Here is a 17,856-nt window from a genome sequence, read left to right as displayed (position 1 = left end):
GGTCGCGCCGGTTCGGCCGCGCGCTTCTCGCCAACAGCATGGTCCAGATCCCCGTCCTCGCAGCCGTCTTCGGCGTCGCGGGTGTCGGCGCGATGAAGGCCTATGCCGCCATCAGACCCACCGACAGCGTCGCGGTCACCCAGCTGCTCAAGGCACGACTGCCGAAAACGCAGATCTCCAAGGTCGACTGCGCTGTGATCGATGGCCTCTGCGAGGTTACTGCCGGCAGCAACCTCTTCTACGTCGATCGTTCGGGCCGCTACCTCATGATCGGCCGGGTCTACGACATGGAGACGCGCCAGGACCTAACCGCGACCCGCCTCCTCGAGATCAACCCCGACACGCTCATCGGCGGGGCGGCCAAGGCTAACAACGCCCCAAGTGGCGACGAAGCGCCGCTGACGCGCGGTGCGGGCGCACCGCCCCCGGCGCCCGCAGCTCCGCAGCATCTGTCGCTCACGAGCCTGCCGGCAACCGGTGCGATCGTGTGGGGCAAGTCGGGCGGCAAGACGGTCACCGTCTTCAGCGACTTCCGCTGCGGTTACTGCCGCGCGCTGTCGAACACGTTGCGCACCATGAACGTTCGCGTCGTCGAGCGCCCCATCTCGGTGCTCGGCAGCCGCGATCTCGCCAACCAGGTCTATTGCGCCAAAAACCGTGAAGAGGCGCTGCATCAGGCCTACGCCGGCGAGCCACTTCGCAATGCCGGCACGTGCGACACCTCGGGTCTCGACGCCAACGAGAAGTTCGCGCGCGCGCATGGTCTCTCCGGCACGCCCGTCATCGTCCGCTCCGACGGCGCGATGATCGAGGGCTACCGGCCCAAGGAGGCGCTGGCCGCCTTCATCGAGGGAGGACGGTCGTGACACCTACCAAGCTCGGAGCGCTTGCGCTCATCCTCGCCGGCACCGGCCTTTCGAGCTGCACGACGATGGGCGGCAACATCAAAGGCAACTTCTCGTGCGTTGCGCCGGACGGCATCTGCGCGCCGAGCTCGACCATCGACGATCGCGCGCTGGCGATGATCGCTGGCGAAGAGGGCGATCGCATGATTACGCCGGCAGGCCCCTACAGCGCGCCGGCAACCGGCGATCTCGGTGGCCAGAGCATCGCCGCCCGCAACATCGCAGGCGGCTTCCAGTCGGCCGCTGCCACGCCAGCGCGCAGCCAGGAGCGTGTGCTGCGTATCGTCTTCCCGGCGCAGATCGACGCCGCTGGGCGCCTGCGCGAGCAGACCGCGATCCACGCCGTGGTCGAGCGCGGCGAATGGCAGCAGGGGCTCGCCGACAACGCTGTTGCATCGACGCCGGCGCAGGTTCGCGCGGCAACGGGAGGCGATACGCTGCTTGCCGCTATCGATCGTGCCGATCAGCCCGCATTCGTCGACGGCGAGCCGGCGGTGGATCCCGATATGCCGACGGCAGCTGCAGTAGCGGCCGCGCGTGCCCAGGCGGACCCTGTCGGGGATATCAGGGATCAAGTCGCTCGCCGGCTGTCCAAGGCCCCTAGTCGTCTCCCTGTCACGCCGTCGGCACTGCATACACCGGCTACGGTGACCTACTCGGCGCCGGCTGCGGCGGCCTCTTCGCAACCTGCGCGCAGCACCCCTGCTCCATCCGGCGCGCCTGCCCGCGTCGGCGCGACCACCCCCGCCAAGCCTCTTCCCTCCTCCGCGCCTTCCCGCCCGGTCGTCACCGCAAGCTCGGGCGTCGCGGTGCCCAAGTACGCGACGCAAGCCGGACGCAACGCCATCGTCGCGGTCGCGGCCAATCCCGCGATCCGCGCAGGGCTCGCGCGTGCCGAACCGGAAGCGCGTGACGCGGCCAAAGCGGCATCGCCTCTGCCAGTGCTGCGAGCCTCCTCCTTCCCCGGAGTCGACCAATGAGTTTCCTGAAGGGCCTGCTCTCGAACCTCGTCGGTGACACGGCCAAGCCGGAACAGAGCCGTCCCGACACCGCAGTCCCGCGGTTCGTCCACTGGCTGCCGTACCGGGGCTACGATCCCAAGACCCATATTTATTACAACAGCGCCTCGCGCGGCTTCTTCCTCGAGGCTACGCCGATGATCGGCGCGACCGAGCAGAGCCACGAGATGCTGGCGCAGCTGCTGTCGGAAGGCATTCCGACGCCTGGTGCGCTGCAGATCCATGGTTGGATGAGCCCGCGGATCTCCGAGAAGCTCTCGCAGTGGTACATGCCGCGCTACTCCGCATCGGGCATCTACGAGCGGATGGCCCGGCATCGGACCGAGTATCTGATGGGCGGCGTCTGGAACTCGTTGTCGAACTCCGCGCCTTTCTGCCTGCGCAATCATCGGCTCGGCCTGTCCTACTCGACGCCGGAATCGAGCCGCGTGTCGAACGAAGAGATCGTCTCCGTCATGGAGGGGCTCATCTCGGCGCTGGAATCGCTCGGCGTCCATGCGCGGGCGATCGATCCCAAGAGTCTCATCTCTTGGATCGACGACATCACCTCGCCAACAACGGCGCCCGGTGACGACACGATCACCTACAATCCTTTCGATCCGATCGCCGACCAGGCTGTGCGCCACGACCTCGAAATGAAGATCGAGCCTGACCGCATCCTGCTGCGTACCGAACGTTTCCGGCCGACCGGCAAGACCGTCGAGAATGCGCCCGAGATCGGCGAGATTTATCCCGATACGTTCGACGTGCGCTCCTTCTCGGTGCGCAACCTGCCGCAGCGCTGGGCGCCGTGGGACATGGCCAAGCTGATCGGCGACATGTTCGCCGACAAGCTGCGCATGCCCTGCCCGGTCTCGACGAATCTGTGCCTCGACTTCCCCGACGCAGAGGCTTCCGGGCAGCGCGCCGGCCGCAAGTTCATGCGCACCACCAGCCTTGCGGATTCCAAGTCGGCCCGCATGCTGCCGCAGCTCAAGGACCAGTCCGAGGAGTGGCGCTTCGTCAAGGACGAGCTCCGCCAGGGGCGGAAGCTGGTGCAGGCGTTCTACTCGGTCACCTCGTTCAGCCCCAAGGGCAAGGGCGACGCGAACGAGCGCATCCTGAAGTCGGTCTACCGGGCCGCTGGCTGGGACCTCCTCGACGATCGCTATCTGCAAATCCAGGGGCTGCTTGCTGCGATGCCGATGACGATGGCCAATGGCCTGTCATTCGACCTCAAGAACATGAAGCGACTGCGGACCGTCCTGACGACGACCGCCGCCAGCCTCATGCCGCTGCAGGGCGAGTATCTGGGCGGCAACAACCCCCACCTGATGCTGATCGGCCGGCGTGGACAGCCCTTCTTCTGGTCGCCGTTCGAGAACACCGCCGGCAACCACAATGTCGCTGTCTTCGGCAAGTCGGGCTCCGGCAAGTCGGTCGCTCTCCAGGAGCTCTGCTCGTCTATGGTCGGCGCCGGTGCCAAGGTCGTCGTGATCGACGACGGCCGCTCGTTCGAGCACTCCGCCAAGCTGCAGGGCGGCGCGTTCGTGGAGTTCACGATGTCGTCGGGCTTCTGCATCAACCCGTTCTCGATGATCGACCCGGCCCTCGCGGAAGCCGACGAGGACTACCGGATGGATTGCTTCGCGATGCTGAAAAGCATCGTGAACCAGATGGCCCGGCACATCGATAAGCTCAACGATACGGAGCGGGGCCTCATCGACGGCGCGATCAATGCCGTCTGGGCGGAAAAGGGGCCGAACGGCTCGGTCAACGACGTCATCGCTGCTCTGGATGCCACCGGCAATCAGATCGGCATCGACCTCGCGATCGCGATGCGGCCGTTCTCGTCGAAGGGCACCTACGGTCGCATGTTCGAAGGCGAGGTTTCGTTCGAGCTCAAGAACAACCTCACCGTCTTCGAGATGTCCGATCTTTCGTCGCGCGAGGAGCTGCGCAGCGTCGCCCTGACCGCGATCATGTTCCTGGTCAGCCAGTCGATGCGCCGTGAGGATCGCTCGATCCGCAAGGCACTGCTCCTCGATGAGGCGTGGCAGATGCTCAAGGGCGGCTCGATGGCCGACTTCATCGAAGCCTATGCGCGCACCTGCCGCAAGTACGGTGCGTCGCTGGTCACCGCGACACAGAGCCTCAACGACTATTACAAGTCGGACGGCTCCAAGGCGGCGCTCGAGAACTCGGACTGGTTCGTCATCCTCCAGCAGAAGGAAGAGACGATCGCCGACTTCAAGAAGCACGATCGCTTCCAGATGGACGATTACACCGATGCGCTGCTTCGGTCGCTGAAGCGCCAAGGCTCCGAATATTCGGACGTGATGATTAAGGGTCCGGAGACGTTGGCGGTGGGCCGGCTCGTCCTCGATCCCTATTCGGCGACCGTCTACTCCTCGTCACCGCTCACCTTCGCCGCGATCCATGACCTGCTCGAGCAAGGTCTGACGATGGAAGAGGCGATCGAGCGGGTCGCCTATCCCAACAATCCCGAGAAATGGACCGATCACGGCGCGGACGACGACGCGCTGCCGATCGCCGCGGAGTGACCAGCATGGCAACCGTCCTTCCGATGCCCCGCAGCGGCCGCAAGGTCGACTACGGCTATGGCCTCTTCTTCGGCCTCCACATGGCGGGCTTCCTCGTCACCACCCTGTTGATGACATGGGGCCTGTTCGTGCTCTTCTTCCTCGCGATCGGCGGCTTCTCGCTCGATGGCATGATGAACCACGTCCAGAACCTCACCAGCCGCTATCTTGCGGCCGACGCCAGCCGCATCGACCAGTTCAAGCTCATCGTTGGCGGGGTACACATCGCCCTTAGCGCAGCGATCATCTTCTTTCGCCGGCACGCCATTCTGCCGCGTGACCCGGCCGTCAGGGAGCCGCGCGCATGACCGAGGATAACGAGATGGGTGCGCCGACCGCGGCTCCGGCCGTTGCCGCGGTCCCCGCCCCCGCTGCGATCGCGCCCGCGCGCCGCGCCGTCTTTGCCGGCTATACCGCGCAGCAGCTGCTCGTAGGCGCGGCGCTTCTCGTCGCGCTTCTTTGGGCGGTCTGGATCACGAAGGCGGTGACGGCGGAAAAGCCGCAGCACATCGTCAAGGCGGACCTCTCCAGGATAGTCGGCGAATACGTCCAAGCGCAGGCGCGCAGCGCGACGCCACCCGACCAGGTGCAGGCGCAGATGCGCAGCTTCATGGCGACGCTCGACGCCGAGCTCCAGCGCCGCGGTGCTGCCGGCCAGGTCGTGCTTGTCGGCGAGGCTGTGCTCTCGAAGAGTGTCCCCGACATCACGGCCGACGTCGCCAAGGCCGTCTATGCCTCTGGCGTGAAGACGCCGACGCCGGCGACGCCGACCCAGATGGGCGCGATGATGCAGGGCCAGGCTCCGACCAATCCTCCTGTTCAGATCGCGCCGGTTCAAACGGCGCAGGTCACGCCGGTCGCAGCCGCTCCCAACCCATTCGCCGCCATGCCTGTCCCGGCCGCAGCTCCGGACGTCGCGTCGGTCGACCCTTCCACCGCCGGAGCATCGGTTTCGTCCTTCGGAGGCCCCGGTGGCCAGTAACCCTGCTGCCCTCGCCGGCCCGCAAGAGCGCTTTCGGCCACGCAAGCGGCTCTGGGCAGCGCTGGGCCTCTTCATCGCGGGTGGCATGTCCTACAATGCCATTACCGAGTGGCGGGACACCCACGGCCTTCTCATCAACGCGTCTGAATCGCTCCCCAACTGGGCGTTCGTCATCCACAAGACCGCAGTGCCGAAGCGTGGCGAATACGTGTTCTTCGTGCCGCCCGCCGCGCCCCTGGTCATCCGCCATTTCGGCGCCAAGAAGCAGATGTTCGGCAAGATCGTCTACGGCATGCCCGGGGACACGGTCGTCCACCGCGGCGCAGACGTGATCGTCGCCGGCCGTCTCGTCGGCCGCATGAAACCCCTCACCAAAGCCGGCGAGACGCTGCTGGCAGGGCCTACGGGCGTGATCCCGGAAGGCTGCTACTACGTCGGCTCACCCCATAAGGACGGCTTCGACAGTCGCTATGCCGCGATTGGCTATGCCTGTTCGAACAAGATCGTCGGCGTCGGGCAGCCGATCCTGTGAACCGCGCGCTCGAGTCCGTCGCGATCGTCGCCCTGTTGTCGGTGTCGCTGACCTCGGCGACCCGCGCGCGCGACCACGGCGTTGTCGGGCAAGCCTTTCCGATCATCGAGCCGGATCTGATGGCGACGATGGAGGCAAAGCTTCAGCGCTTGCAGGCGAGCGGTGGGATCGACCGCATGAACACCAAGTTTGCGCGCCGTGCCGAGGCGCGTGTGCGTCGCCCGAAGCCCGTCGCCGGCATCTCCGCTGCGACCGAGGCGCGGACCTGGGCCTATGATCCGACGATCATTATTGAGCGCGACGTCCAGGACCAGAAGGGCAATTACATCGCCCGCGCCGGCCAGTCGGTGAACCCGCTCGACTTCACCGCCGTCCGGCAGGCCCTCGTCTTCGTCAACGGTGACAGCAAGGCGGAGATGGACTGGGCGACCAGCCAATACAGCGATCTCAAGGCCAAGATCATCCTCGTGAATGGCTCCCCCATTGAGGAGATGACGGCGCGGCAGCGTCGCTTCTACTTCGACCAGGAGGGACGCCTCACGGGCAAGCTCGGCGTCCGACATACGCCCGCGGTCGCGGTCCAGGACGGCCGGGTCATGAAGCTCACCGAAATCAAGCTCAAGGGGAACAGCTGATGCCGCTGTGGCTCGATCTGCTGAAGACGCCAATGGCTGCGCCGGAGACCGATGACCTGCGCGCCATGCGGCGAACCTTCCAGCTCCTCTGCGTCGCGTCCGCGATCGGCGTGCTGGCGATCTCGCCGCTGGTGCGGCTGTTCGGTCGCTCCGCCTCATTTGCTGTCGCCGCGCTCCTCATCACCACGGCGCTGCAAACCGCGCTTTACGTCTACCGCAAGAACCGAGCGGACAACGCCTTCCTCGATGCAGCCACTTCGTTGGATGACGCTCAGTGACCCTCCGCTTCCCCGCGCTCGCATCAACTACACAATGCGCCGCCCTGCTGGTCGGCAGCTACAGCTTGGCAAAGCTGGTCGTCTTTGTCGGTTTCAATATCGGCTGGTTTCTCCGGTTCCACAGGCTGCTCGTGCCCTCATCTGAGGCCGAGATTGCCTGCCACCTCCTGGTCGCGGTCGTTTCTTACGGGCTCTTTCGTGCTGCAGACACTCTGCGTCCGACAGTGAGCCCGGGCGTGCCCTCGAACCTCGAAAGCCACTTCTGATGGTTCGTAGCTTCCGCCTGCTCATTCTGGCGTTCGCGGTGGTTCTGGCGACGGCTGTGCTTAGCCCTCGGGCGGAAGCGCAGTCGAAGTGCACCGGCAAATTCGTGAACCCGATCACCGACGTCTGCTGGTCGTGCTTGTTTCCCCTCTCCGTGGGTGCGTTGAAGATCTGGCCGAGCACGCGGCCGGACACCGACAACCCCAGCCTGCCTGTCTGTGCATGCGGCAGTCCGGTGCCGCGTATCGGCATCTCGGCCGGCTTCTGGGAGCCTGTTCGTCTGGCCGACGTGTCGACCAAGCCGTGGTGCTTCGTGAACCTGGGCGGCACCAAGATCTCGCCCGGCTTCGATATCGGCCAAGGGCAGCTGTCCGGGCCATCGCAGACCGGTGGCAACGGCCAGAACACGTCCAAGTGGCACGTCCACTGGTACGTCTATCCCCTCCTCTACTGGATGGAGATCCTCGCCGACTTCGCCTGCTTCGAGCAGTCGTCGTTCGACATCGCCTACATGACGGAGGTTGACCCGCTCTGGCAGGATGACGCGCTGACCGCGCTCATCAACCCCGAGGCGGTGCTGTTCTCGACGCCCATCGCACAAGCTGCCTGTGCCGGCGATTGCATCGCATCCACGGCGAAGCTGCCGCTCGATGCGACCTTCTGGTGTGCGGGCTGTCAGGGACCGATGTACCCGGTCAACGGCAACATCTCGGCCTCGATCGGCCATGTGCAGGCGTCACGCCTCGCGCTAGCTCGCTTCGCCTTCAAGATCCACCGTGAGGGGCTGGCGTGGGGCACGATGGGCTCCAAGGGCCTGTGCAACAAATACCCGATGCCGGTGCTGCGTAAGCAGCAATATCGCACCCAGATGGTCAATCCGATCCCGACGGTCAGCGGCAAAGCCGCCTGCCTGCCGCTTGGAGGCTCGACCATGCCACCGCAGGCAGGCCGCTCCTTCCCCGTGAAGGGGGAAGACATGGGCTACCTCGTCTGGCGCAAGCGCAATTGCTGCGTGCTCTGAGGGGATACGATCATGCGCCGCATCACCATCGTCGTCGCCGCTCTCGCCGGGTTCGCCGGCATCCAGGCGATCGCGCAAACCGTCGACGGACTCGACCTCGACGCGATCAAGCGCCGCTCGGCCGCTATGCAGGGCGATGCCGAGACCTTCGCCGAGCACGTCCGCAACCGCGGCAACGCCTTTCGCGAGGACGCGATCGCCGTCCATGCGAAGGCCACCGGCAATCTCGTGAACCTCGCCAAGGCAGACCTGCCGCTTAACGGCGATGGTGCCTTCGACTTCGATGAGATCATCAAGGGCGCCAGCCAGAATGTCGCAACGTCGCGTGGCGACGCGCCGCAGTTCATTGCCTTCGCGAGCCTGTCGATGCCGGTTCCCGCGCTGCGTCAGCTGATCGCAGACACATCGAAGGCCGGTGGTGTCGTCGTGTTTCGGGGCTTCCCCAACAACTCGATGAAGGCGTTCAGCGCCATGCTGAGCAAGGTCGTGAACGACAAGGATCAGCTCGCCAACGTCGGTATCGACCCCCGCCTGTTCCGCGCCTTCGACGTTCAGGCGGTGCCGACCTATGTCGCCGTATCGTCCGACTTCGACCTGTGTTCGGGTCTGTCTTGCAAGAGCCAGGTGCCGGCGCACGATCGCATGACGGGCAACGTGTCGGTCCGCTATGTGCTGGACACGTTCGTGGCCGCGCACGGCCCCGGCGCTGGCGTTTCCGCCGTGGCGCTGCGCAACATGGCCAAGGGCGCCTAGGTGAAGCGGGTCGCCTTCTCCTTGCTGCTCGCGATCGTCGCCGGCGCGGCGAGCGGCGTCGTCGCGCAGACGACGATCGAGGAGGCACGTAAGCAAGGCGCGGATCTCGGCAAGGCGATGCGTGCCGACGAAAGCCTAGGCCCGAACGATGCGAAGCTCGCGCAGCTGCCGGGCTATGCCGGTACGGATCTGCCCGAGAAGGTCTACTTCGACGATCCGGATCGGCTCACAGCCGATGGTGGAGCGAAGGCGGGAACCGACGATGCGTTCGGCACGGTCACCGACAAGGGGCGGACCCGGCCGCGGTTCAGCAATGCAGAAATCCTCGCGACCACATCCCGCGGCTCCGAGATCGAGAAGGACCCCGAGGCCTATCTTGGCGGCCAGAGCATCGGCGGGTCCGAGGGCACCTGCACCCCGCTGCCACCGTCGGTAGGCGGCAAGGGCTATTACGAGGCTACCTGCAACCAGGGCTCGAAGGTCACTGAAGCGACCGAGAGCTGCCGTGGCACCATGGTTCCGCATGTCGTGAATACCTCGCGCTGGTTCTACTACGGCGCCACCCCCGACAAGCAGGAGGGGATGGGCTTCGCCCGGGCGAGCACAATGCAAGCGAAGGTGGCGGCCGGCGTGTGCCGCACCGAGCCGGTTTCCAAGCACGTGTGCGATGCGCAGATCGACCTTGGCGCGGGCGGCACGAACGTCGAGGATTACCGCAAATATTGTAAGAGCAAGCAGAGCGGCACCGCGCAGCTCTACTCGTGCTCGACCGAGATCCCGCAGAGCGAGATCCCGTCGCACTGGAACTTCAAGACCAACACCGTCTTCGTGAAGAAGGAAGGCGAGACCAGCGTCACGGTCACCCGCAATGAGGGAAGCTGCCCGGCGCTCGGCTCGGATACGAGCTGCGTGCCGCAAGCGGCGGAGGTCTGCACCGAGGGTCCCGAAACGCGGATCATCGAGGGCGTGCCGGTCACCCAGAGCTGCTGGGCATGGTCGCGGACGTTCACCTGCCAGCGTCTCACGCCGGCGAATGATTGCAGCGCCCTCGACGGAAACAAGCTCTGCAGCTTCCTGCGGGACGAATGTCTCGATGACCCGCAGTCGGGTGCATGCAAGGTGTCGCAGCGCATCTACAGCTGCCCGCTGCCGGACGATAAGGCTTCGACCGACAAGCAGTATGTCTGTGGCGGCGATGTCTACTGCCTGAACGGCAACTGCGAGACGATCGAGCGTGAGGCCTCGACCGAGTTCAAGGATGCGCTCGTCGCGCTCCACTCGATCGGTGACGCCGGAAAGCAATTCGACCCCAACAATCTCACCGTGTTCTCCGGCGAGCGCGGCACCTGCAACAAGAAGATCTTTGGCGCGTCGAATTGCTGCTCGGGCAAGGGCGTGCCGCTTCTGACCCCGTGGCTGTGCAGCTCAGCTGAGAAACAGCTCGATGAGAAGGACGACAAGGGGCTGTGCCACAAGGTCGGGTCCTACTGTTCGGACAAGATCCTCGGCGTCTGCGTCACGTCCAAAGACGCGTACTGCTGCTTCGGCAGCAAACTCTCCCGGATCCTACAGGAGCAAGGTCGCCAGCAAATCAACAAGCCGTGGGGCAAGCCAAAGGACGAGACCTGCAAAGGCTTCTCGATCGAGGAGTTCCAGCGCCTCGACCTGTCGAAGATGGATTTTTCCGAGGTCTACGCGGAGTTCATGGATGCAGCCAAGCTGCCCGATGAGGTCTCCGTGATGACCGACATTCAAGCCAAGATTCAGGGGTATTATGACCTTCACGGGCGCAAATGACGCGGACGGTCCGGGGGGACCGTGCACGATCGACATGTCGGTCCTCGATCTGGCTATCTTCCTACGCATTCACCGATCGGCGCGGGGCACCTCGGCCGGCGAAGTGTCGACCACCATTTCACACTGGTTCCAGTGCGACATCGATCCGCGAGACGTCGAGCGGTCCTTCCCGCGCATGGTCGACGCGGGATGGCTCGTCCGCCGCGAGAGCGGGATGCGCGCCACCATCAAGGGTCGCAAGCACGGCCGCAGCCATCTGCGCGGCATCGTCCGCATGCTCGACCAGGGCACCTCGATGCTCGACGTCGCGCGGATGATGTCGGTCCTCAAATTGGCAATGATTGAGCTCGACGGGGAGCATGACGATGACGACTCTCAGGACTAAGCGCACAGGTCGGTTGACCGCCTCTATCCTCATGCTGCTGGCCTCGATCGCGCCGGCCGCGACGCCGGCGATCGCGCAGACGCTCGATCTGCAAAGCGCGGCCATGGCCGAGGCGCCCGACGATACAGCACAGGCTGGCGGCGCCGTCGAGCCCACGCTCGCGGCAGATAACCGCAACGAGCAACGAGGCGACGATTTCTATTGCGGGCAGCGCCGCCTCGGGCAGTGGTTCTATTGCGAGCGGCCCAAGGCGAAGCCGTCGGCACCACAGACGGCCGCGCAGGCGCAGACGTCCTCCACCGAGCGCCTGAAGGCGATCACCAAGCAGCTGGACGAACTTAAGGCACGTGCGATCCTCGAGCCCACCGAGGCCAACGTGATCGCCTATGTCCGCTATCAGCGTGAACAGCTCGACCGGGCGTCGACCTTCTCGGACACCTGGCAGCGGGCGCTCTGGCAGAACCCGGATATCGACTACACTCTGCAGCGCCCCGTCTCGACCGTCGCCAAGCGGGCCTGGACCGATAACCGGTCGGCTACCCGCGATCAGGTCCTGTCGCGCCTCGGCCAGCGCTACGGCATGTTCTACTTCTTCGCCCAGTCCTGCGCCGCCTGCGAGGTCTTCTCGCCGATCCTGCGCTCGGTTGCCGATAGCCACCGGATCACGGTCATGGCGGTGTCGACCGACGGCGGTCCGAGCCGCCAATTCCCGAATTATGTCGTCGATAGCGGCCAGCGCCAGCGCATGGGCGTGCCGCTCGCAACCCCGGCTCTGGTGCTCTTCGACACCGTCACCCGCAAGACGGTCCCGATCGGCTTCGGTGTAATGTCGGCCGACGAGGTCATGGAGCGCATCTTCATGCTCACCAACGCCAAGGTCGGGAGTGACTTCTGATGGCGAACACCACCCCTCCCCCTCACCGCTCACCATTCCGCGTCATTCTGCGGCGGACCGCCTCGGCGATCGCAGTGCTTGGCGCAGCGAGCATGGTCCCCGTTGATATCGCCCGCGCTGACGTCGCCGGTGCCATGAACAGCTTCTTTCAGGACGCAGGCGGCGCGGCCAACGTGACCGGTCCCAGTGCCTATCAGGGGCAGACCGCCGGCTATTATTCGATGGGCAACGTCTGGACGCGCTTTCCCCAGAAGAGCGTGCAGCCGTTCAATCTGCAGATGCCAAAGGTATCCGCCGGCTGCGGTGGTATCGACCTGTTCACCGGCTCCTTCAGCTTCATCAACGGTGCCGAGATGGTGGCGATGTTGAAGGCGACGGCCAACAACGCCCTCGGCTTCGCCTTCCAGCTCGCGATCGACAGCGTGTCACCGGAGATCGGCAAGGTCATGGATGGCATGGCCAACAAAGCCCAGCAGATGAACCAGATGAACATTTCGTCGTGCGAGGCGGCGCAAGGGTTGGTCGGCTCGGTCTGGCCGAAGATGGCCGGCGCGCGCTCGACGATCTGTGCTGCGGTCGGCAACAGCCAGGGCAAGTTCTCCGATTGGGCCAAGTCGCGTCAGGGCTGTGGCACCGGTGGTGAGCAGGATTCCACACTCGAGGGAAACACCGACCCGGCTATGGCCGACAAGATCCCCGGAGCGCCGCGCAACTACACGTGGGATGCGATCCGAAAGTCGAACAAGTTTGCCGGCACGGACAAGGAGTTCTCCGAATTTCTGATGACGCTGGTTGGTACGATCGTCATCAATCCCAAGGCTGCGGAAGGCAGGATTGTTGGCTTTGTCGGCCCTGCGGAAGACGCCATCGTAACGGCGTTGCTCGATGGCGCAGGCACCGGAACACCGGTGAAGATCCTGCGATGCGATGATGAGGAGCAGTGTCTGAACATGACGGAGCAGACGCTCCGTCCCGGACCTGGCCTTCGCAGCAAGATCAAGGGTCTGATCGACAACATCAACCTCAAGATCCGCTCGGATAGCCCGCTCAACACCGAGGAGCAGCAGCTGCTCAATATGACCACTCTGCCGCTCTACAAGATGCTGGCAGTGCAGGCGATGGCGCACCAGAATTTCGCCGATGGCGAGACCAGCGCCCTTGCCGAGATTGTCGCGGTCAATCTCCTGTCCTCGATGATCGAGAACATGCTCGATCGCGTCAGCCAATCCACGGTTCAGGTGCAGCCAGCCGACGCGGAAATGGGCAAGATGTGGCGCGACCAGCTCGCCGAGGCGCGGCAGCGGTACTCTCAGCGCGACTTCAAGCTGAAAGAGACGCTCAACCAGACGATCGCGCTCATCAACAAGTCGGTGATGCTCGAGTCCACGCTCCAGAACAGCATGTCGCCGGCGATGGCAGCGTCGCTCAATTTCTCGCGCGGACTGAGTTCGCAGGGCCTCAACTAAGGACGAGACGCGATGGTCGAGGTCTTCACGATTGGTGGCGGCGAATACATCGTCAACACGTTCAATGCGGTGGCCGCGTGGACAAGCGGAGGCGGTTACCGCGGACTGCTTCGTGTCGTGATGGTCCTCGGCCTTATCTACGCCCTGATGTCCGTCGCGTTCACGATGAACGTGCGCGCATGGCTCAATTGGTTCATTGGCTCGAGCCTCATCTACATGTGCCTCATGGTGCCGACCGTCACGGTCAAGGTGACCGACCGGATCAATCCGTCGCTGGCGCCGGCAGTCGTCGACAACGTGCCCCTCGGGCTGGGCGTCATCGCTAGTTTCACCAGCCAGGTTGGCGACTGGCTGACGCGGACGTCCGAGACCGTCTTCACGATGCCGAGCCAGCTCAGCTACTCGACCAATGGCATGATCTACGGATCCCGCCTGCTCGACGCGACGCGGCAGTTCCAGATCCGTGACGCCGAATTTGCTACCAACCTATCGGCGCATTTCAAAAACTGCGTCTTCGGCGATATCATGCTCGGCCAAAAGTCCATGACCGACCTCGCCGCGGCAAAGGATCTGTGGGAGTCACTGGCACCCGGCTCGGCCGCGCGGTCGCAGCCTTGGATCGAGCGGTCTGGCGCTTCGACGACCAGCAACATCATCTCCTGCCGGCAGTCTTACGGCATGCTCAATGGGCAGTGGCACTCGATGATCGAGGCGCACACGTCACTGTGGGCCAAGTCGACCTATCCGAAGCTGTCCACCGCAGTCGCGTCGGCCAAGCTGCGTAACGACGTTCCAATCGTCAATCAGGCCTTCACCGCCTCGAGCGCCAACTACGAGGCGATCGTCAGGCAGAACACGGCAATCAACGCGTTCATGGAGGCCCGCGACGGAATGGCGGGCGGCCCTGGCGCTGCGTCGATAGACACATTCGCAACGACGCGCGCGGACATTCAGGCGCGCAACACGTACAACTCGATCGCGCAGCAAGCGATGAGCTGGGTGCCGATCCTCAACATCGTTCTGACCGTGGTTTTCTACGCGATGTTCCCGGTCATCTTCCCGCTGTTCCTGATGCCCCAGACGGGCGTCGCCGCGCTCAAGGGGTATCTTACGGGCTTCTTCTATCTGGCCGCATGGGGGCCGCTGTACGTCATCCTCCACATGATCTGCATGACCCGTGCGACGGGGGCAGCGCAGGGGGTCGCGGAAGGTGGGACCTCGCTCGGCACATACGCCGGCATCGGTGCCGTCAACGCAGAGACGGCGACGATCGCGGGCTTCATGCTGATGAGCGTGCCGTTCCTGGCGGCGGGCCTTGCGAAGGGTGCGATGAGCATCTCCGGACAAGCGACATCGGTCCTCTCGCCGGCACAGAACGCGGCCGAGGCTGCGGCTGCGGAGCAGACGACCGGCAACTACAGTTACGGGAACACTAGCTTCGCCAACTCGACGTCAAATATGCGGCAAAGCAATCAATGGTCTGACGCACCGACGTTCGCGACAGGCGGGATTTCGTCGAGCTTCCGGCACGACAATGGCTCATTCACCAATAACAATGGCGATGGGTTCAACGTTCACGATACTAGCAAGGCGATCAACAATTTGCCGTTCAGTGCCTCGACCGTTCAATCGGCTATGGCCACTGAAAGTCGGCAGGCATCTTTTGCGGCCCGAATTGCTGACGGCTACGAAGAGGCCAGCAGGAGAGAAACACAGCATCTCGAGGCCCTGCGCAATGGGCACTCCTGGTCATCCGGAAACTCGACTGCCTTCGACGCGAGCACTGGCGAGCGCGGCGGTACAACCGTTGATCGGTCGGACCGGCGTACCGCTGGCCAGAGAGGGGGCATCGAGCTTCGCGAGCAGTCTGGGGCGGGGACGACGTCACAATACTCCACCGGTAAAAACTCGACGGACGCCGGCCAATGGTCGATCGGCGGATCGCTCGGTGTCAGTGCGAACGCGAAAGCGGGCATCGGTGCTGGTCCAACTGGCGCCGGCGTCGGTGGCAAGGCGGACGTTACCGGGGGGTACAATCGCTCCTGGACGAACGCTGACACAACCAGCGATACTAACTCGTCCCAGCGCAACCACGACAAGACGGCCTCTGTCACCGGCGGGGTAACCTCCGACCATACCGTGGGTGCTGGTGTTTCCACGCAAGATGGCAAGTTTTACCAGAATGGTACGACCAGGAGATCTGAAGAAAGTGAGGCTCGGACTCGCGCAATCGAGGAGTCGCAATCCAAGATCAACTCGTACACGGAGCAGGCGCGGCACTATCGCGAACTGTCCCGCTCACTGGAGCAGCACGCGAGCTTCGCTGAGAGCAACGGATTCAATCTCACGACCGATCTTCGAAACGACCTGACGCGCTGGTACGAGAACGAAAATCGTAATAGCCCCGGTGGAAATATGCTGCCGGAGCTATGGCAGACCAACCTTAGCGGCCCCCAAGAAGCTGCGCGAAACACTGCAATCGGTAAATGGGCCGAGCAGCGCTCCAGCGTCATCGAGCGCGACATTCAATCGGCGCTGTCCGATCCTGCTCTTGCGGGCATGAAATTGCCGGGCGTCGCTTCGGAGGCCTCGGTTGCCGGCCGCTATTCAGGAGGTCGTCCGCTGGGTGGAGCGCATCCTGTTTCTGTCGGCCGCCCCGACACTTCCGCTGAGCGGGGGGTCATCGCAGCAGGCGCGAGCGAGGTCGGTGATGATACGGCTCGTCTCGGCCGGGTCGCCACGGCTGATTTCGCCCAAGCCCCCCCTGGGGCAAAAAAGCCGTGACTCAAAACAGGAAGGTCGAAACGCCCCCAATAATGACGAACCCGGCAGCGACGGTTACTATTGCAGCCGCCATTAGCTTCACTGCTCGTGGGGAGACCGGATTATTTCCGTCTGCACCGACCATTTCGCCAGCATCTTCGCGATGAGTAGCGGCAAACGGATTCACCTGCCAATATCCGGCTCCGAGGCCCGGCATGGCGTCGTTATCGAACATGATTGGCTGGCTGGGATCAATTTGCATGGCGCACCTCGCCCTATAAGGTAGAGCGATATGAACATGGTGGCAACGCATGATCGTCCACGTTTTACGGCTCGTCAGCACCGCCCGCCGGCACTGACCGACCTGACGGGCAGCCTTATTTTTGGTTTCTCATGGCTGCTCGTGATGGCAATCGGGCTGATGCCCTTAGCCGAGGCCTCACTGTCTCGTTCGCCTTCCATAACGATGCCGGCCACCATCGCGTTCTTCGTGGCTGTCGGAAGCGCCGTTTTGCTGCGCCAGCGGTATTCCTGGGTCGGCCTGGTCCTGCATATCTTCGGACAGATAGCGATTTGGCTGTCGCTGTTCGTCATGTCACTGGCGATCGTGCTTGCGGCCTTCGGTAGGTGAGCCAGTCGGACGTGGGAGCTAAGGCTTGATATCGGAGCCTCTAGGCGAGGGCACATAGGGGTGCGCCGCGCGAACTAGATCCACCGCCTTCTCGATCGCCTGTAGCTCCTCAGGCTTCCCGGTAGGCTCTATCCGCCAATTCGATCGTGGATGAAAAACGATCGGAAGCGCGGTCACCTCGCCAAGCCGCTTCTTCCAATAAGCCTCCGTGTTGCCGGCAGCGCCCGCAAGAAGGTGCGCAAGGAGATCTCGGATGTCACTGGGACTTTTCGGCGCGTCATGCTTGGCCATCGGCCGATGCTATCGATCATCGCTGAAGGGCGCGATAGGTCATGCGGTATGGAACAGCGCGGCGAATAAACGGTTCTTCGTGTGACCGACGCCCCCCCCCGACGTTAGGTCCGATTGGCGCCCCGCTGCTCTTCCCCCCCGGCGCAGCGAGGCGCCACTCACCCTGGATCGCCACCCCAGCGCCGGAATGGCCAATAAGGGTGCGGGCTCCCCGCGCGCAGCCCCTATCGGCGCAGGATCGGCACCGACGATACCGAGGCATGCCCGCGGCGACCACATCCTCGGCAACGCAGCCGAATGACCTTCGATGCGACATCGCCGTCGCCGTGAAAGCGTTCAAGGATCTGACCTGCCGGCATATTCATGCTGCGGCCGCACACGCATGCGATGCGCATATCGGCGCGATCGACCGCCCATTCGCCTAGTGTCTTGTACGGTGCTTCGATCGTCGGCCGTTTGCTCACAGCGGGGATACGTCCTCATACCGTCCCGCCTTGCGCAGCTGGCGAACGATCCCGTTAAACGCGGCCGTCACGCCTTGGGCTCTTCCGATCTCGTTCGTCTGTGATGCTGCATCCCAATAGAGCTCGAGGGGCCATCTCTCCGGGCAGTGGGGCAGAAGGCAGCGGAGCGCGAGACGAACTTCCATGCCGTCGA

Annotated in this window: 20 protein-coding genes; 19 read left to right on the top strand and 1 reads right to left on the bottom strand. The window is 64.0% G+C overall.

The features are described 5' to 3' along the window. Nucleotides 1-38 precede the first annotated feature (38 nt). The 16 genes from BSZ14_RS03605 to BSZ14_RS03530 all read left to right on the top strand — a co-directional run bounded on the left by BSZ14_RS03605 (nucleotide 39) and on the right by BSZ14_RS03530 (nucleotide 16,298). On the top strand, nucleotides 39-866 hold the full coding sequence (locus BSZ14_RS03605; protein WP_089413574.1) for a DsbC family protein: 828 nt from the start codon (nucleotides 39-41) through the stop codon (nucleotides 864-866). Then, nucleotides 863-1,885 carry a hypothetical protein gene (locus BSZ14_RS03600; RefSeq protein WP_076709837.1) on the top strand — a complete coding sequence of 341 codons (1,023 nt, stop codon included), beginning with the start codon at nucleotides 863-865 and terminating at the stop codon, nucleotides 1,883-1,885. The genes BSZ14_RS03605 and BSZ14_RS03600 overlap by 4 nt, the downstream gene beginning before the upstream one ends. Continuing rightward, entirely contained in the window at nucleotides 1,882-4,467 is a 2,586-nt protein-coding gene (gene traC, locus BSZ14_RS03595; RefSeq protein ID WP_076709836.1) for a type IV secretion system protein TraC, read from the top strand. Before BSZ14_RS03600 ends, traC begins: the two co-directional genes overlap by 4 nt. A 5-nt stretch (nucleotides 4,468-4,472) precedes the next feature. Then, nucleotides 4,473-4,814 carry a hypothetical protein gene (locus tag BSZ14_RS03590; protein WP_076709835.1) on the top strand — a complete coding sequence of 114 codons (342 nt, stop codon included), beginning with the start codon at nucleotides 4,473-4,475 and terminating at the stop codon, nucleotides 4,812-4,814. Further along, nucleotides 4,811-5,488, top strand: a complete 678-nt coding sequence (locus BSZ14_RS03585; protein WP_076709834.1) for a TrbI F-type domain-containing protein — start codon at nucleotides 4,811-4,813, stop codon at nucleotides 5,486-5,488. The genes BSZ14_RS03590 and BSZ14_RS03585 overlap by 4 nt, the downstream gene beginning before the upstream one ends. Beyond that, complete coding sequence (locus BSZ14_RS03580; protein ID WP_076709833.1) at nucleotides 5,478-6,020, top strand: S26 family signal peptidase; 543 nt, start codon at nucleotides 5,478-5,480, stop codon at nucleotides 6,018-6,020. The genes BSZ14_RS03585 and BSZ14_RS03580 overlap by 11 nt, the downstream gene beginning before the upstream one ends. Continuing rightward, entirely contained in the window at nucleotides 6,017-6,655 is a 639-nt protein-coding gene (gene traW / locus BSZ14_RS03575; protein WP_076709832.1) for a type-F conjugative transfer system protein TraW, read from the top strand. The genes BSZ14_RS03580 and traW overlap by 4 nt, the downstream gene beginning before the upstream one ends. After that, nucleotides 6,655-6,933, top strand: a complete 279-nt coding sequence (locus BSZ14_RS03570; protein WP_076709831.1) for a hypothetical protein — start codon at nucleotides 6,655-6,657, stop codon at nucleotides 6,931-6,933. Before traW ends, BSZ14_RS03570 begins: the two co-directional genes overlap by 1 nt. After that, nucleotides 6,930-7,199 carry a hypothetical protein gene (locus BSZ14_RS03565; protein ID WP_076709830.1) on the top strand — a complete coding sequence of 90 codons (270 nt, stop codon included), beginning with the start codon at nucleotides 6,930-6,932 and terminating at the stop codon, nucleotides 7,197-7,199. Before BSZ14_RS03570 ends, BSZ14_RS03565 begins: the two co-directional genes overlap by 4 nt. Then, nucleotides 7,199-8,218, top strand: coding sequence for a conjugal transfer pilus assembly protein TraU (gene traU, locus BSZ14_RS03560; RefSeq protein ID WP_076709829.1), 1,020 nt, complete (start codon nucleotides 7,199-7,201; stop codon nucleotides 8,216-8,218). The genes BSZ14_RS03565 and traU overlap by 1 nt, the downstream gene beginning before the upstream one ends. Nucleotides 8,219-8,230: 12 nt before the next feature. Then, nucleotides 8,231-8,971 (top strand): type-F conjugative transfer system pilin assembly protein TrbC, encoded by a 741-nt coding sequence (gene trbC, locus BSZ14_RS03555; RefSeq protein ID WP_076709828.1) that lies wholly within the window; start codon nucleotides 8,231-8,233, stop codon nucleotides 8,969-8,971. After that, on the top strand, nucleotides 8,972-10,768 hold the full coding sequence (locus tag BSZ14_RS03550) for a conjugal transfer protein TraN (RefSeq protein WP_076709827.1): 1,797 nt from the start codon (nucleotides 8,972-8,974) through the stop codon (nucleotides 10,766-10,768). 34 nt (nucleotides 10,769-10,802) lie between these two features. Continuing rightward, entirely contained in the window at nucleotides 10,803-11,153 is a 351-nt protein-coding gene (locus BSZ14_RS03545) for a hypothetical protein (protein ID WP_063113215.1), read from the top strand. 31 nt (nucleotides 11,154-11,184) lie between these two features. Continuing rightward, nucleotides 11,185-12,048 carry a conjugal transfer protein TraF gene (locus BSZ14_RS03540; RefSeq protein ID WP_083748077.1) on the top strand — a complete coding sequence of 288 codons (864 nt, stop codon included), beginning with the start codon at nucleotides 11,185-11,187 and terminating at the stop codon, nucleotides 12,046-12,048. 74 nt (nucleotides 12,049-12,122) lie between these two features. Continuing rightward, entirely contained in the window at nucleotides 12,123-13,514 is a 1,392-nt protein-coding gene (locus BSZ14_RS03535) for a conjugal transfer protein TraH (RefSeq protein WP_076709825.1), read from the top strand. Between the two features lie 12 nt (nucleotides 13,515-13,526). Further along, nucleotides 13,527-16,298, top strand: a complete 2,772-nt coding sequence (locus BSZ14_RS03530) for a conjugal transfer protein TraG N-terminal domain-containing protein (protein ID WP_076709824.1) — start codon at nucleotides 13,527-13,529, stop codon at nucleotides 16,296-16,298. 1 nt (nucleotide 16,299) lies between these two features. Here the strand turns inward: BSZ14_RS03530 and BSZ14_RS03525 are convergent, their stop codons facing one another. After that, the gene (locus tag BSZ14_RS03525) at nucleotides 16,300-16,539 is read right to left on the bottom strand and encodes a hypothetical protein (protein WP_076709823.1); all 240 of its coding nucleotides are present in this window, start codon (nucleotides 16,537-16,539) and stop codon (nucleotides 16,300-16,302) included. A 30-nt stretch (nucleotides 16,540-16,569) separates the two neighbouring features. Here BSZ14_RS03525 and BSZ14_RS03520 point away from each other — a divergent pair, with 30 nt between their 5' ends. From BSZ14_RS03520 to BSZ14_RS19555, 3 genes are all read left to right on the top strand, one after another. Continuing rightward, nucleotides 16,570-16,908, top strand: a complete 339-nt coding sequence (locus BSZ14_RS03520) for a hypothetical protein (protein WP_241823621.1) — start codon at nucleotides 16,570-16,572, stop codon at nucleotides 16,906-16,908. 150 nt (nucleotides 16,909-17,058) lie between these two features. Beyond that, nucleotides 17,059-17,268 carry a hypothetical protein gene (locus BSZ14_RS19560; RefSeq protein ID WP_158069165.1) on the top strand — a complete coding sequence of 70 codons (210 nt, stop codon included), beginning with the start codon at nucleotides 17,059-17,061 and terminating at the stop codon, nucleotides 17,266-17,268. A 191-nt stretch (nucleotides 17,269-17,459) separates the two neighbouring features. Beyond that, nucleotides 17,460-17,624, top strand: a complete 165-nt coding sequence (locus BSZ14_RS19555) for a hypothetical protein (protein WP_158069164.1) — start codon at nucleotides 17,460-17,462, stop codon at nucleotides 17,622-17,624. Nucleotides 17,625-17,856: the final 232 nt, after the last annotated feature.

The sequence above is a fragment of the Sphingomonas sp. Sph1(2015) genome, assembly GCF_001970915.1.
In the GTDB taxonomy this organism is placed as follows: domain Bacteria; phylum Pseudomonadota; class Alphaproteobacteria; order Sphingomonadales; family Sphingomonadaceae; genus Sphingomonas; species Sphingomonas parapaucimobilis.
The sequence above is the reverse complement of the archived record's forward strand: the minus strand, read 5'-3'. Positions and strand labels throughout refer to the sequence as shown.

Coding starts and splice junctions, on each gene's coding strand:
- BSZ14_RS03585 (WP_076709834.1), top strand. CDS start 4,811: ATGACCGAGGATAACGAGATGGGTGCGCCGACCGCGGCTCCGGCCGTT.
- trbC (WP_076709828.1), top strand. CDS start 8,231: ATGCGCCGCATCACCATCGTCGTCGCCGCTCTCGCCGGGTTCGCCGGC.
- traU (WP_076709829.1), top strand. CDS start 7,199: ATGGTTCGTAGCTTCCGCCTGCTCATTCTGGCGTTCGCGGTGGTTCTG.
- BSZ14_RS03540 (WP_083748077.1), top strand. CDS start 11,185: ATGCTGCTGGCCTCGATCGCGCCGGCCGCGACGCCGGCGATCGCGCAG.
- BSZ14_RS03520 (WP_241823621.1), top strand. CDS start 16,570: ATGAACATGGTGGCAACGCATGATCGTCCACGTTTTACGGCTCGTCAG.
- BSZ14_RS03590 (WP_076709835.1), top strand. CDS start 4,473: ATGGCAACCGTCCTTCCGATGCCCCGCAGCGGCCGCAAGGTCGACTAC.
- BSZ14_RS19555 (WP_158069164.1), top strand. CDS start 17,460: ATGCCCGCGGCGACCACATCCTCGGCAACGCAGCCGAATGACCTTCGA.
- BSZ14_RS03530 (WP_076709824.1), top strand. CDS start 13,527: ATGGTCGAGGTCTTCACGATTGGTGGCGGCGAATACATCGTCAACACG.
- BSZ14_RS19560 (WP_158069165.1), top strand. CDS start 17,059: ATGAAAAACGATCGGAAGCGCGGTCACCTCGCCAAGCCGCTTCTTCCA.
- BSZ14_RS03605 (WP_089413574.1), top strand. CDS start 39: ATGGTCCAGATCCCCGTCCTCGCAGCCGTCTTCGGCGTCGCGGGTGTC.
- BSZ14_RS03545 (WP_063113215.1), top strand. CDS start 10,803: ATGTCGGTCCTCGATCTGGCTATCTTCCTACGCATTCACCGATCGGCG.
- BSZ14_RS03570 (WP_076709831.1), top strand. CDS start 6,655: ATGCCGCTGTGGCTCGATCTGCTGAAGACGCCAATGGCTGCGCCGGAG.
- traC (WP_076709836.1), top strand. CDS start 1,882: ATGAGTTTCCTGAAGGGCCTGCTCTCGAACCTCGTCGGTGACACGGCC.
- BSZ14_RS03525 (WP_076709823.1), bottom strand. CDS start 16,539: ATGCAAATTGATCCCAGCCAGCCAATCATGTTCGATAACGACGCCATG.